The sequence below is a fragment of the Stenotrophomonas maltophilia group sp. RY12688 genome, from assembly GCF_052149045.1.
In the GTDB taxonomy this organism is placed as follows: domain Bacteria; phylum Pseudomonadota; class Gammaproteobacteria; order Xanthomonadales; family Xanthomonadaceae; genus Stenotrophomonas; species Stenotrophomonas sepilia.
In genome coordinates this window covers 3,487,465-3,499,919 of the sequence record NZ_CP197389.1, presented here as the reverse complement: position 1 = coordinate 3,499,919, position 12,455 = coordinate 3,487,465, and the positions used below count along the sequence as shown (strand labels likewise).

Here is a 12,455-nt window from a genome sequence, read left to right as displayed (position 1 = left end):
ATGGCGGCCCGTGAATCCAGTCCTGATTATCCGATGAGCGATGCCACCCCCACCACCTTGCGCACCTGGATGTGCGTGGTCTGCGGCTTCCTGTACAGCGAAGCAGAAGGCTTGCCGGAGGAAGGCATCGCGCCAGGGACGCGCTGGGAGGACATTCCCGAGACCTGGACCTGCCCGGATTGCGGGGTGACCAAGGCCGATTTCGAGATGGTCGAGGTCGATGGATGAAGGCAGGCGTGGACTGTCGGTCCACACACCGACTCCCTCAATGCAGCCGCGGCATCGGCCCGCCGAGGTCGATCAGCTTCTCGCGCAGCCACTGCGCGTCGCTGGCTTCCGGGTTGCGCTTCAGGTACTGGCCCAGATCGTGGCGGGCACCGGCCAGGTACTCCAGCTGCAGGTAGGCCAGGCCGCGGTCGCGCAGCGCATCGTCCTGCTCCGGGGCCAGCTTCAGCAGGCGGTCGGCACTGCGCGCGGCGCGGTCCCACTCGCCGGCTTCGGCATACACGCCGTGCAGGTTGCGCAGCATGCGCATCAGGATCGCGCGCGCGGGTGCCGGGTCGAGGATCTGCGCCAGCACCTGGTCGTCGGGCATCTGCCCGCCCAGGTGTGACTTGGCCCGCTCGCGCAGTTCGTCCACGTCCAGCGGCCGGCCGCCGTTGAACGGGTCCATCACCAGCACGCCGTCGTCCACCGGCAGGCGCACCAGGAAGTGGCCGGGGAAGGACACGCCATCGAGCGGAATACCCAGCCGGCGCGCGACTTCCATCTGCACCAGCGCCAGCGAGATCGGGTTGCCCAGGCGGCGCTCGAATACCTGGTTGAGGTAGCTGTTGCGCGGGTCGTAGTACTCGTCGTGGTCGCCGCTGTAGCCCAGCTCGTCGAACAGGTGGCGGTTGATCGCCGCCATCTTCAGCGGGCTGTTGTCGATGCTCTCCACTTCCGAGCGGAGGTGCTCGACATGGCTCTGGATCAGCGCGTCGTAGGTGGACGGCTGCAGATCGGGGTATTCATCGCGCGCGATCAGCAGCGCGGTCGGCAACAGTGGCAGCGCCTCGTCTTCGAGGTCGGCCAAGGCATCCCAGTCGGGGAGTGTGATCCGGTCCTGCATGGCCACAGACTGGCGTCATTCGCAGGCGGTTTCAAGCGGTGTCGCGTGAAAAATTCAGGGGTCAGATCCCTTTCGCTTGCGAAAGGGATCTGACCCCGGTCGGGTTGGATTGCCGGCCAGCGGCCGGCACTACCGTTATTTTTCGATGCCCGGACCGAATTTCAGCTCCGTGCCGTCCTTGAGCTGCAGCTTCTCGGCCTGGCCGGCGTTGAGTTCCAGCACATAACGCGCCGGGCCGCCGCTGGGATAGGGCGGGCACATGTCGCCGGCCGAGCACGGCGGTACGTCGCGCTGCTGGCTGACCAGCTTGCGCTGGCTGTCGAAGTAAAGGATGTCCAGCGCGATCTTGGTGTTCTTCATCCAGTACGCCTGCATTTCCTCGCGGTCGTGGATGAACAGCATGCCGTGGTCGGCCGCCATCTGGTCGCGGAACATCAGCCCGCGCGCGCGGGTTTCATCGTTGGTGGCCAGCTCGACCTGGTAGCGGGCGCCGTCCAGCTCGACCCAATGGCGGGCCGCGTCGGTGGCGCAGCCGGCCAGGGCCAGCAGCGGAAGCATCAGCAGCGAACGCAACAGCGACATTGTCAGGATCCTTGGGAAGGGTCAGAGCACGACCGGCGGCTCGCCACCGACGATCACCACATCGGCGCGACGGCGCGCGAACAGGCCGACGCAGACCACGCCCGGCAACTGGTTGAGCTCGCGCTCCAGCTTTTCCGGATCGGTGATCTGCAGGTTGTGGATGTCCAGGATCTGGTTGCCGTTGTCGGTGACCACGCCCTCGCGCCAGGTCGGCTGGCCGCCGGTCATGTCGCGGATCTGGCGGGCGACCAGGCTGCGCGCCATCGGGATCACTTCCACCGGCAGCGGGAACTTGCCCAGCACCGGCACCTGCTTGCTCGGGTCGACGATGCAGATGAAGCGCTCGCTGGCCTCGGCAATGATCTTCTCGCGGGTCAGTGCGGCGCCGCCGCCCTTGATCAGGCACTTGTTCGGGTCGCACTCGTCGGCGCCATCGACGTACAGCGACAGGTTGCCACTGTGGTTCAGCTCGATCACCTCGATGCCGTGCTGCTTCAGGCGTGCGGTGCTCTGCTCGGAGCTGGACACGGCGCCCTTGATGCGGTGCTGGATGCGGGCCAGGGCATCGATGAAATAGGCCACGGTGGAACCGGTGCCGACACCGACGATCATGCCGTCTTCGACGTACTCGATGGCTTTCTCGGCGGCCAGGCGCTTGGCTTCGGACATGGGAAGAACTCTCAGGCGGGGAATCAGGATTTCTTTTCCAGCGACAGCAGCAGCTTCCACTGCGCGGCGGTCACCGGGAACACCGACAGGCGATTGCCCTTGGCAACCAGCGGGAAGCCCTCGCCGAGCTCGTCAGCGTGCAGCTTGATCTCGTCCAGCGCGATCACCTGCTTGAGCTTGCGGTCGAAGGCCACGTCCACCAGCATCCAGCGCGGGTTTTCGCGCGTGCTCTTGGGGTCGTGGTAGTCGGATTTCGGGTCGAACTGGGTGTCGTCCGGGTAGGCTGGGCTGGCGACGGTGGCCAGGCCGACGATGCCGGGCACCTTGGTGTTGGAGTGGTAGAACAGGATGCCGTCGCCCACCTGCATGCCATCGCGCATGAAATTGCGCGCCTGGTAGTTGCGCACCCCGTTCCAGGGTTCGACCTTGACCTTTGCCAGGTCATCGATGGAGAAGGCGTCCGGTTCGGACTTCATCAGCCAGTAGCGCTTGCGGGCGGTCATGCGTTCACGGGGGCAGCGGAGGGGAACAGGGTGCCGTCTTCGGTGCAGATCGCATCCACCGGCACGTCCCACGACGCCACCGGCAAGGACTCGACCTGCTGCACCGCGAACGCAGCACCGACCAGCCAGGGCGGCGCCGGCCGGTCGTGGCGGAAGGCGAAGCTGCGATCATACCAGCCGCCCCCCATGCCCAGCCGGCGGCACTGTGCGTCGAAACCCACCAATGGGGTCACGACCAGCGCCATCCGTTCCGGTTCCAGGGTGTCTTCCACGGCCACGTCCGGCTCGGGGATGCCATAGCGGTTGCTGGTCAGCGGATGCCCGGGCCGCCATGGTGCGAAGCGCAGCACGTCGCCGGCCAGCACCGGCAGGCAGTAGGTGAGTCCTTCGGGCAGCTGCAGCTGCCAGCGGTGCAGGGCGATTTCGCCATCCAGCGCCCAGTAGCCGGCCACGGCGCCTTCGCGCGGGGCGAACGGCAGGGCGAGCAGGGCATCGGCAAGCGATTCGGCGGCGGCGATGCGCTCACCAGCGTTAAGGTCACGGCGGCGTTGCCGCAGGTCGTGGCGCAGGGCCTGGCGCGGGTCGGTCATGGCAGCGAGCGGCAAGGATCAGCCATCATTGTGCCGGAAAGAACAAGGGCGACGCCCGAAGACGCCGCCCTTGCTGGAATATTGCATTCTCCGCAATGTCGATGCATGCGAAACGACCTTGAACCCGGGGGCTCAAGTGGGAACGCTGGAGAACCATCGGGCTTCCCGCTACAAGGCGGACCTGCACTCCCGGCGCTGTCGCGCTCCCGGTGTCGTTCTTAAGGGACAAGGCGAATGTTTGCACATGCCGTCGAGTACCGCAGAGAACGCGTGGCCATTATAGCCAGCACGCAGGATCTGGATAGGCCGTTCGTCGGCAACAGTCCGTGCCAATTCAGACAAGCAAAAAGGGGACGGAGGGAATTAAGGCGTTTCCAGCACGGAAGGGGCGAATGCGCCTTAATTCCCTCCGTCCCCTTTTTCTATGGGGTGCCGTCGATGGCGCGGTCCAGGCGCCGGTTCAGGTCGGCCAGCGTCTGCTGCAGCGCCACGGCCTGGCGGGCGTTCTCGTCGCGCAGCAGCTGCAGTTCGTGGGCCAGGTTCAGCGCGGCCAGCACGGCGACGCGGTCGACGGCGGCCATGCGGTTGCTGCCGCGGATCTCGCGCATGCGCGCATCGAGCAGGCGCGCAGCAGCCATCAGGCTGTCGCGTTCGTCGCCGCCAACGCCCACGGTGTATTCACGATCGAGGATGCGGACACTGACCGGTTCGGCGCTCATGTGTGCTGCTCCAGGGATTTGAGCCGGCTGATCATCGCTTCCACCCGCGAGCGCGCCTGTTCGTTCTTGGCCAGCAGCGTCGAGCGCTCGGCCACCAGCTGTTCCTGCTGGTGGCGCAGGCTGCGGTTCTCCTCGGCCAGGCGCTGGTTGCGTTCAAGCAACGCGTCCACGCGGGCGGCAAAGTCCTGCAGCTGGGCAAGGGGATCGGCGGGTTCCATGCGGGCACGATAGGCAAGCCGGGTGAGGGCGGTCAAGCGCTGTCGCAGCAAGGCCGGACGGCCACGAGAGGATGACGCAGGGTTGCTACACTACAGGGTCTCACGGGCGCGCGCGTGCGCACCCCGGGTTTCCTTATTCCGAACGAGCCGCACGATGACCGAACTTCCCTCCGTCGACGACGTTACCCGCGCCAGCCAGGCGCTGGGCCTGGGCGCTACCGCTGCCGAGCTGCACGGAGCGCTGTGCGGCTGGCTGGCCGCCGGCGGCGCCCCCGGCAACGATTGGCCGGCGCGCGTGCTGGCCGACGACACCCTGCCACCGGTGGCCGCCGACAGCGTGCTGGGGCAGCTGCTGCAGGCCACCATCAAGCAGCTGGAAGACCGCGACTTCGCCTTCGAACTGCTGCTCGCCGACAGCGACGACGTGTCCGCGCAGGCCGATGCCATGTTCAGCTGGACCCGCTCGTTCCTGGGCGGCTTCGGCCTGGGCAGCGGCGGCCGCCGCCCGGCCCTGTCCGAAGAGGGCGAAGAAGCGCTGACCGACATGGCCAGCCTGGCGCGTGCGTCCAGTGAGGATTTCGAGGCCGGCGGCGATGACGACGACGAAGCCCTGTCGGAGATCGAGGAATTCATCCGCGTGGCGGTGCTGCTGCTGCACGGCGACGTGGTGCTGGCCGCGCGCCATCGGCAGCGCCTGAACTGATGGATATCAAGCAGCGCACCGGCATCGCGGCCGGCGAATACAAGCGTCGCCGCCGCCAGCTGATGGACATGGCTGGCGAGGATGCGATCCTGGTACTGCCGGCCGCAGCCGAGAAGGTGCGCAGCCTCGATACCCATTATCCGTTCCGCCAGGATTCGGATTTCCAGTACCTGACCGGCTTCCCGGAACCGGAAGCGGTGCTGGTGCTGATTCCGGGCCGCCGCCATGGCGAGGCCATCCTGTTCTGCCGCGAGCGCGATGCCGAGCGCGAGGCATGGGACGGCAGCCGCGCCGGCCAGGAAGGCGCGGTAGCGCAGTACGGGATGGACGATGCCTACCCGATCGATGATCTGGACGACATCCTGCCGGGCCTGTTGGAAGGGCGCTCGCGCGTCTACTACCACTTCGGCCGCGACGCCGACTTCGATCTGAAGCTGATCGGCTGGGTCAACCGCGTGCGTTCGCAGGTACGCCACGGTGCGCAGCCGCCCCATGAGTTCCTGGAGCTGGGCCACCTGCTGCACGAGCAGCGCCTGTTCAAATCCGGCGCCGAAGTGGCACTGATGCACCACGCCGCACAGATCAGCGTGCGTGCGCATCTGGCGGCGATGAAGGCCGCCAGGGCCGGCATCCACGAGTATGAACTGCAGGCCGAGCTGGAACGCGTGTTCCGCGCCAGCGATGCGGTGCCTGCGTATTGCAGCATCGTCGGTGCCGGCCGCAACGGCTGCATCCTGCATTACCGCGACAACAACGCGCGGTCGCGCGATGGCGAGCTGGTGCTGATCGATGCCGGTGCCGAGTACCGCGGCTACGCCAGCGACATCACCCGCACCTTCCCGGTGAACGGCCGCTTCAGTGCCGAGCAGCGCGCGCTGCACGACCTGGTCGGTGAAGCGCAGGCGGCGGCGCTGGCCCAGGCCAAGCCGGGCGTGCCCTACGAGGCCGGCCATCTGGCCGCAGTGCAGACCTTGACCGAGGGCCTGCTGCGCCTGGGCCTGCTGAAGGGCACGCTGGAAAAGAATCTGTCCGAAGGCCTGTACCAGCGCTTCTACCGGCACAAGACCGGCCACTGGATCGGATTGGACGTGCACGATGTGGGCGATTACCGCCTCGCCGGTGATTCACGTCTGCTGGAGCCTGGCATGGCGTTCACCATCGAGCCGGGGCTGTACATCGGCGTGGACGACACGACGGTGGAACCGCGTTGGCGCGGTATCGGCATCCGCACTGAAGACGATGTGCTGATCACCGATGACGGCCATCGCGTGCTGACCGAAGGCCTGGCGCGCAGCGCCGATGAGATCGAAGCGGTGATGGCGGGGTAGGGTGTTTTTCTGCAGGGCTTGCGGCCCTGCACCCGCAGAGGCCACAGCAACAGCAACCGCAACAGCGGCATTCCGTGGGATGGCGGGGCACTGTGGGTTTGCGGGGACGCCGCAAGTACATCCCTGTAGGCTTGGTCGCCGCATCCATGCGGCTCACACCCCGCAAACCCACAGTGCCCCACCTTCGACAGGTTCGCGCGGCTGTTGGTGGGTGCCGATCGTTGGTCGGCACATCTGTCAGATATCGAATGAATCATCCACGCATGGCGTGGATCTACTGGTAGGTGTCGACCTTGGTCGACACAGAGCGAGCGCAGCAAGCGACCCGCTTTTGCTTTTCTTTCTTTCTTCCGTGGTTGGACGCACACGGAAACTGTCAGAGGTGGGGCGGGGTGGGTTCGCGGGGGTGTCCGCGGCATGGATGCCGCGGCCAAGCCTCCAGGGATGGATTCACGGCGTCCCCCGCGAACCCACCCCGCCCCGCCAAGCGCGGCTATTGCTCCAAGCAGCCAACCACGAGGGGCTCAGCCGTTGGCCGCCGCAAACGCCGGCCGCGTCAGGTTGTCCGCCTCGCCATCAGTGCACAGCACTTCGTCTTCGATGCGGATGCCGCCATACGGACGGAAGAAGTCCACGCGGTCCCAGTTGATCGCATCGCCGTGGCCGGCGTCCTTCACTTCGTTCAACAGCATGTCGATGAAGTACAGGCCCGGTTCGATGGTCACCACCATGCCCGGTTCCAGCACGCGGGTCAGGCGCAGGTACGGGTGGCCCGCCGGGCGCTCGATGCGGCCGCCTTCGTCGCTGGCCGCGAAACCGGCCACGTCGTGCACCTGCAGGCCGATCAGGTGGCCGATACCATGCGGGAAGAACGCGGCGCTGACGCCGGTCTCCAGCGCGGTCTGCGGCGAGACCTTGATCACGCCGAAGTCCTTCAGTACGCCCATCAGCGAAAGATGTGCGTCCACGTGCAGCTGCTTGTAGTCGCAGCCCGGGCGCACCGCTGCGCACATCCGCTGCTGGGCGGCGTCGACGGCGGCGATCATCGCCGCAAACTCGTCGTGGCTCTGCGCGGCGTAGGTACGGGTGATGTCGCTGGCGTAGCCGTGGGCACTGGCGCCGGCATCGATCAGGAAGCTGCGCAGCGGCTGCGGTGCCTTGCGGCCCAGCTCGGTGTAATGCAGCACAGCGGCATGTTCATTCAGCGCCACGATGTTGCCGTACGGCAGCTCATTGGCATCCTGGCCGACTGCCTGGCAGTACGCCATGTGGATGCTGAACTCGTCGGCGCCATTGCGGAATGCGGCCTCCGCAGCGCGGTGGCCGCGCACGCCCAGCACCTGGGCCTGGCGCATCAGTGCGATCTCATACGGTGTCTTGCTGCCGCGGTGCCATTCCAGGTAGTTCACCACCGGCGCCGGGTTGTTCGGTACGTAGTTGCCCAGCGCGCTCTGCGGCTCGCCGAGGATCGCGCAGCGCGATGGATCGGCCGGCAGCAGCGCCAGCGCGTCTTCCGGCTTGCGGATGATGTGGATGTCGAAGTGATCCACCCACCAGCCGCTGGGGGCATCCGGCACCACGTGCCAGTAGTCGAAGGGCTGGTGGAAGATCACCGCCGGGCGCTTGCCGGGGCTGAACACGATCCAGCTGTTGGGCACGCGGGTCAGCGGCAGCCAGGCCTTGAACTGCGGATTGACCGCGTACGGGTAGTCGCGATCATCGAACACCTGGTAGTGCAGAGTGCCGCTGGGCACCACCAGGTGGTCGAAGCCGCCGCGGGCCAGCGCCTGTTCGGCACGTCGGCACAGCACGGCCAGGTGGTCGGGATACAGGGCGCCGGGGTCTTGCTGGATCATTGCGGTGGCTCGACACGGAAAACGGCCCTAGATTCTGCCGCATAGCGGGAAAAACCGCTGTGCTGGAACCGGCACTCAGGCCGTCGAAACCGGCCCCTCGTCGCTGTCTTCGCCCACCCACTGGCGCAGCAGCTGCCGATGCTCGCGCGACAGGGTGAGGAAGCGGAAGCCGGTCCAGCTCTGTCCGGGGGCGTGTGCGGGTTCGCTCCACAGCAGGTGCACGCCCACGTCGATGTCCTGGTGGCGGCCATCGCCCAGCGGCAAGGGGAAGCGCAACTGGTACAGCGCATCCTCGCGCAACGGTGCGCTGGCCAGCATCAGCATGCCGGTTTCGGAGATATTGCCGAGCCGGCCGACCACGCTTTCGCGCATCTGGTCGGTGACCGGTACCAGGTCCGAGACCTGGCGGCGCGGCGCGCGGCGGGTATCCTGCGGCGGTTGGGTGATCATGCGGAAGTCTCCTGCGTATGGCCGGCCGCCAGTGCACGCAATGCGCCAAGGCTGGCCTCCCAGGCACGGTCAACCAGCCGGGCCTTGTCCTCAGTGACCAGCTGCGCCTGGCCGGCACTGATCTGCCGGGCCAGCGTATCCAGGTCGGTATCGGCGATCTTCTGCCCGCGCGGATTGACCAGCAGGGCGTGGCCGGTCAGCAGGCTGTACCAGGACAGGCGCTGGCGGCGCAGTGTGCCATCGCCGGTATCGATGTCGAACCAGCTGCCGAAGGGCAGGGAGGACAGCTGCTGGTAAGCGGCTTCCTCGGCACTGCTGCGCGGTGTGGCCGGCGTCGTGCCGGCGGCCGTACCGGCGTGCTCGCCCAGGCGCGCGCGTGCCTTCAGGCGGGCACTGAGTTCGGTACGCGAGGTGCTCTCGTCCTCGCCGCCAGGCGTGGCCAGCCTGCGTGCGACGGCGGCGGCTTCCTCGGCGTGGTAGCCGACCTGCAGCAGGGCGGCCTCGACCTCGGCAGCAAGCGTTGCATCGGTGCCGCCGGGTGCATCAACGGGTTGCGCGGTGATGGCGGCGATGCGTTGGGTCTGCTGCAGGCGTTCCTGCCACTGCGGTGAATCGTCGCCGTGGCGCAGGCGGGTCAGGGTGAGGGCATCGGCCCAGGCCTGACGCAGCAGGGTCTGCACGAAGCGGGGCGGCTCTTGCGCGTCGCAGCACTGGTCGATCTGTGCACTGGCCTGTCGCCGCGCGAGTTCCAGCCGCTCCTTGCCGCGTGCAGCTTCCACATGGCGGCGCTCGGCCAGCTCGGCGCGATGCGCTGCGGCACGCTGATGCTGCTGCACGTCCTCGTTCGCGCTGGCGAAGGCCTCCGGCGCCCGCGCATCCTGGCCCAGCAGGCCCTGCACGCTCTGTGCCATGCGCTGCAGCAACTGCGGGTCGACATCATCGTCGGCCAGCCAGTTGGCGCCGACTTCGGCAATCTGGTTGAGCAGTTCGCGCGCGGGGTGCTCGTCGCGCACGAAGAAGCCGGGGTCGGCCATTGCCGCACGTGCCAGCGGCACCTGCAGGCGCGCCAGCAGGGCGGCCGGCACCGGGTCCGGACGCTGCTGCTGCTGCACCTGCTGCATCAGCATGCGCAGCAGGTCGAGGCTGTCGCGGTCGTGGCTGCCCAGCTGGGCCTGCATGCCATGCTCGCTGCGCAGTTGCGCCACCACGGCCGCCTGCAGGTCGGCTACGCCGGTGGCGGCGCTGGACTGCGCCTGCAGGCGTGCGAGGACCGCATCCACGGCCGCGCTCGGCACTGCATCGCGATCCGCAGGTGCTGCGCTGGCATGGCGTGCCTGCTGCAGCAGCGCATGCAGCGCGCTGCCCGTAGAGGTGGTCAGGCCCGGCAAGGCCGCGCCGGCCATGCTGTCATCCTGGAAAGCGTCCTGCACCAGGCTCGACCAGGAGCCGGCCGGTGCCGATCCGTTCCAGCCGGTCAGTGGCGCGGCGGCACGCTTTGCCGGCTGCGTGGTGCGACCACCGCCCACCGACTGGGTGATGATCCGCCGGGTGCTCGATGAACGCGCCAGATAGGGGGTGTAGACCAGGCCGGGCAGCACGCCGTGCTGGGCCAGCAGGGCATTGGCACGGTCGAGGATGTCGCCCAGGCGTTCCAGTACCTGGCGTTCGAAGCTGCGGTACAGCGCCAGCTGAACGTCGACAGTGAGCGAATCCTGTTCGGCAATCCGGCGCAGCATGGCGCACAGTGCCTGTGGTGCCAGCGGCAGGGTGTCGGCCTCGAAGGCCGGTGCCGCCGCCAGTACGCCCAGGCGTTGGCCCAGCAGGTTCAGCGTGTTGGTCGAACGCAGCGTCTCCCTCCGCACCATCTCGGTCAGCAGCAGGTCGCGGTCCACTTCATGTTCATCGACCAGCGACAGCCCGAGCATGCCGGGCTGCGGCGGCGGCGTGGAACCGGGGCTGAAGTGGGCCGTGGGTTCGCGCAGCCGTATCAGCGCATCGGCCACGGCATCAAGCATGCGGTCAGCGAAATGACCGGAGAAGGCATGCAACTGGCCGCGCTGGGCCATCAGCTCCGCCTGCAGCTGCGGATTGCGCGCGCGATCCGCGTCGTGCAGCAACGTCTGCTCCAACGCTTCGACGGTCAGGATCAGCGGCGCGGCCAGCGTCTGCCGGCACAGGCCGATCAATGCGCCCAGCAGCTCACGCACCCGCGGTGGCAGGTCGCTGGCGGCCAGGCGGGTTTTGTCGGCAGAGGTAATGGAAAAGACAGCTGACATCGGCGAGCGGTACCCGGATTCCCGCGGATCGATCTTGTGAATCTACCGTGTCGGCCGCAGTCGGCGCTACTTTAGGGTGAACGTGTCTCGCGTCTGCTGGGGAGGGACGACGGATGAACGGTAGTGCCGGTCGCTGGCCGGCAGCGCTGTCTCCACCGGAGTGCCGGCCAGCGGCCGGCACTACCCGCTACGGCGGGAAGGTCTATTCCTCCAGGAACAGGCTGACCACATCGTTGGTGAATCGACGGCCCAGCTCGGTTGGCTTTACGTGGCCGTCCGCCACATCCAGCCAGCCGCGCTGCACGGCCTCGGCCAGGGGCGCATCCAGCACGCTGCGCGGCAGCCCGGTGCGCGACTCGAAATCGCGCAGGCCGAAACCTTCGTGCAGGCGCAGCAGGTTGAGCATGTACTCGAACGGCAGCCGCTCCGGCGCGATCACGTCGTCACCACCGAACGAGGCCGGGGTGCCCGCGCTGTCCAGGTAGGCCTGCGGGTGCTTCAGTTTCCAGCGGCGCAGCACGTGTTCCTCGGCACCGGAGCTGATCTTGCCGTGCGCGCCAGCGCCGATGCCCAGATAGTCACCGAAGCGCCAGTAGTTCAGGTTGTGCGCACTCTGGCGGCCAGGGCGTGCGTAGGCGCTGACTTCGTACTGGCTGAAACCGGCCTGCGCCAGCAGCGCCTGGCAGTGCTCCTGCATGTCCCAGGCATTGTCTTCATCGGGAATGCCCTGCGGCGGCCGCGCGAAGAACACCGTATTCGGTTCCAGGGTCAGCTGGTAGTGCGAGATATGGGCTGGTTGCAGTGCAAATGCACGTTCCAGATCGGCCTCGGCACCGGCCAGGGTCTGTTCCGGCAGCGCGTACATCAGGTCGATGTTGAAGTTGTCGTAGCCCGCGTCCTGCGCCATCTTCACCGCGCGCTCGGCTTCGCCACTGTCGTGGATGCGGCCCAGGCGCTTGAGCATGGAGTCGTCGAAACTCTGGATGCCGAAGCTGAGGCGGTTCACGCCGGCCGCGCGGTAGCGGTCGAAGCGGCCATGCTCGGCGGTGCCCGGGTTGGTTTCCAGGGTGATTTCGGCATTGGGCGCGAAGCGCAGGCGTGCGCTGGCCTGCTGCAGGAAACGGTCGATTGTTTCCGGCGGGAACAGGCTGGGGGTGCCGCCGCCGAAGAACACGCTGTGCACCACCCGGCCCCAGACCAGCGGCAGGTCCTGGTCGAGATCGCGCAGAAGCGCATCGATGTAGCCATCGAACGGCAGCTCGCCCTTGGCCTGGTGCGAATTGAAATCGCAGTAGGGGCATTTGCGCACGCACCACGGCAGGTGCACATACAGCGACAGCGGTGGTGGCACCAGTCGCGGCGGGCTGTCGTGGGCAGCGGAGCAGGCTTCGCCGGGCAGGTGGTTGCAGTGGTCGTGGGCGTGCGGCATGGGCTTGTTCGGTAGTGCCGG

Annotated in this window: 14 protein-coding genes and 1 other RNA gene; 3 read left to right on the top strand and 12 right to left on the bottom strand. The window is 67.3% G+C overall.

All coding sequences use genetic code 11. The features are described 5' to 3' along the window. Positions 1-228, top strand: coding sequence for a rubredoxin (locus ACS0OT_RS16290; protein ID WP_080375060.1), 228 nt, complete (start codon positions 1-3; stop codon positions 226-228). A 37-nt stretch (positions 229-265) separates the two neighbouring features. On the opposite strand, the gene ACS0OT_RS16285 is transcribed toward ACS0OT_RS16290, so the two are convergent. The 8 genes from ACS0OT_RS16285 to ACS0OT_RS16250 form a co-directional block, all read right to left on the bottom strand. Beyond that, complete coding sequence (locus ACS0OT_RS16285; RefSeq protein WP_005419007.1) at positions 266-1,111, bottom strand: SirB1 family protein; 846 nt, start codon at positions 1,109-1,111, stop codon at positions 266-268. A gap of 135 nt (positions 1,112-1,246) precedes the next feature. After that, positions 1,247-1,693 carry a DUF192 domain-containing protein gene (locus tag ACS0OT_RS16280; protein WP_005419005.1) on the bottom strand — a complete coding sequence of 149 codons (447 nt, stop codon included), beginning with the start codon at positions 1,691-1,693 and terminating at the stop codon, positions 1,247-1,249. 21 nt (positions 1,694-1,714) lie between these two features. Then, entirely contained in the window at positions 1,715-2,362 is a 648-nt protein-coding gene (gene rpiA / locus ACS0OT_RS16275) for a ribose-5-phosphate isomerase RpiA (RefSeq protein ID WP_005419003.1), read from the bottom strand. Between the two features lie 23 nt (positions 2,363-2,385). After that, entirely contained in the window at positions 2,386-2,865 is a 480-nt protein-coding gene (locus ACS0OT_RS16270; protein WP_005419001.1) for an EVE domain-containing protein, read from the bottom strand. Further along, the gene (locus tag ACS0OT_RS16265) at positions 2,862-3,455 is read right to left on the bottom strand and encodes a 5-formyltetrahydrofolate cyclo-ligase (RefSeq protein ID WP_111200510.1); all 594 of its coding nucleotides are present in this window, start codon (positions 3,453-3,455) and stop codon (positions 2,862-2,864) included. The genes ACS0OT_RS16270 and ACS0OT_RS16265 overlap by 4 nt, the downstream gene beginning before the upstream one ends. 83 nt (positions 3,456-3,538) lie before the next feature. Continuing rightward, a non-coding RNA gene (gene ssrS / locus ACS0OT_RS16260) (6S RNA) lies at positions 3,539-3,724 on the bottom strand. 153 nt (positions 3,725-3,877) lie between these two features. Then, positions 3,878-4,174 (bottom strand): cell division protein ZapA, encoded by a 297-nt coding sequence (locus ACS0OT_RS16255; protein WP_005410899.1) that lies wholly within the window; start codon positions 4,172-4,174, stop codon positions 3,878-3,880. Then, positions 4,171-4,392, bottom strand: coding sequence for a TIGR02449 family protein (locus ACS0OT_RS16250; protein ID WP_005418996.1), 222 nt, complete (start codon positions 4,390-4,392; stop codon positions 4,171-4,173). Before ACS0OT_RS16250 ends, ACS0OT_RS16255 begins: the two co-directional genes overlap by 4 nt. A 154-nt stretch (positions 4,393-4,546) precedes the next feature. Here ACS0OT_RS16250 and ACS0OT_RS16245 point away from each other — a divergent pair, with 154 nt between their 5' ends. Both ACS0OT_RS16245 and ACS0OT_RS16240 read left to right on the top strand, forming a co-directional pair. Then, the gene (locus tag ACS0OT_RS16245; protein WP_005418994.1) at positions 4,547-5,095 is read left to right on the top strand and encodes a UPF0149 family protein; all 549 of its coding nucleotides are present in this window, start codon (positions 4,547-4,549) and stop codon (positions 5,093-5,095) included. A 5-nt stretch (positions 5,096-5,100) separates the two neighbouring features. Further along, on the top strand, positions 5,101-6,423 hold the full coding sequence (locus ACS0OT_RS16240; RefSeq protein ID WP_088123875.1) for an aminopeptidase P N-terminal domain-containing protein: 1,323 nt from the start codon (positions 5,101-5,103) through the stop codon (positions 6,421-6,423). Positions 6,424-6,947: 524 nt separating this feature from the next. On the opposite strand, the gene pepQ is transcribed toward ACS0OT_RS16240, so the two are convergent. From pepQ to hemW, 4 genes are all read right to left on the bottom strand, one after another. Further along, complete coding sequence (gene pepQ / locus ACS0OT_RS16235) at positions 6,948-8,279, bottom strand: Xaa-Pro dipeptidase (protein ID WP_065185332.1); 1,332 nt, start codon at positions 8,277-8,279, stop codon at positions 6,948-6,950. A 75-nt stretch (positions 8,280-8,354) separates the two neighbouring features. Beyond that, positions 8,355-8,729 (bottom strand): PilZ domain-containing protein, encoded by a 375-nt coding sequence (locus ACS0OT_RS16230; protein ID WP_005418979.1) that lies wholly within the window; start codon positions 8,727-8,729, stop codon positions 8,355-8,357. Then, on the bottom strand, positions 8,726-11,005 hold the full coding sequence (locus ACS0OT_RS16225; RefSeq protein ID WP_139727609.1) for a DUF1631 family protein: 2,280 nt from the start codon (positions 11,003-11,005) through the stop codon (positions 8,726-8,728). Before ACS0OT_RS16225 ends, ACS0OT_RS16230 begins: the two co-directional genes overlap by 4 nt. A gap of 202 nt (positions 11,006-11,207) precedes the next feature. Beyond that, complete coding sequence (gene hemW / locus ACS0OT_RS16220) at positions 11,208-12,434, bottom strand: radical SAM family heme chaperone HemW (protein ID WP_442255897.1); 1,227 nt, start codon at positions 12,432-12,434, stop codon at positions 11,208-11,210. Positions 12,435-12,455 lie beyond the last annotated feature (21 nt).

Excerpts from the sequence above, each read along its gene's own strand:
- ACS0OT_RS16290 (WP_080375060.1), top strand. The coding sequence starts at position 1 with ATGGCGGCCCGTGAATCCAGTCCTGATTATCCGATGAGCGATGCCACC.
- ACS0OT_RS16285 (WP_005419007.1), bottom strand. The coding sequence starts at position 1,111 with ATGCAGGACCGGATCACACTCCCCGACTGGGATGCCTTGGCCGACCTC.
- ACS0OT_RS16280 (WP_005419005.1), bottom strand. The coding sequence starts at position 1,693 with ATGTCGCTGTTGCGTTCGCTGCTGATGCTTCCGCTGCTGGCCCTGGCC.
- rpiA (WP_005419003.1), bottom strand. The coding sequence starts at position 2,362 with ATGTCCGAAGCCAAGCGCCTGGCCGCCGAGAAAGCCATCGAGTACGTC.
- ACS0OT_RS16270 (WP_005419001.1), bottom strand. The coding sequence starts at position 2,865 with ATGACCGCCCGCAAGCGCTACTGGCTGATGAAGTCCGAACCGGACGCC.
- ACS0OT_RS16265 (WP_111200510.1), bottom strand. The coding sequence starts at position 3,455 with ATGACCGACCCGCGCCAGGCCCTGCGCCACGACCTGCGGCAACGCCGC.
- ACS0OT_RS16255 (WP_005410899.1), bottom strand. The coding sequence starts at position 4,174 with ATGAGCGCCGAACCGGTCAGTGTCCGCATCCTCGATCGTGAATACACC.
- ACS0OT_RS16250 (WP_005418996.1), bottom strand. The coding sequence starts at position 4,392 with ATGGAACCCGCCGATCCCCTTGCCCAGCTGCAGGACTTTGCCGCCCGC.
- ACS0OT_RS16245 (WP_005418994.1), top strand. The coding sequence starts at position 4,547 with ATGACCGAACTTCCCTCCGTCGACGACGTTACCCGCGCCAGCCAGGCG.
- pepQ (WP_065185332.1), bottom strand. The coding sequence starts at position 8,279 with ATGATCCAGCAAGACCCCGGCGCCCTGTATCCCGACCACCTGGCCGTG.
- ACS0OT_RS16230 (WP_005418979.1), bottom strand. The coding sequence starts at position 8,729 with ATGATCACCCAACCGCCGCAGGATACCCGCCGCGCGCCGCGCCGCCAG.
- ACS0OT_RS16225 (WP_139727609.1), bottom strand. The coding sequence starts at position 11,005 with ATGTCAGCTGTCTTTTCCATTACCTCTGCCGACAAAACCCGCCTGGCC.
- hemW (WP_442255897.1), bottom strand. The coding sequence starts at position 12,434 with ATGCCGCACGCCCACGACCACTGCAACCACCTGCCCGGCGAAGCCTGC.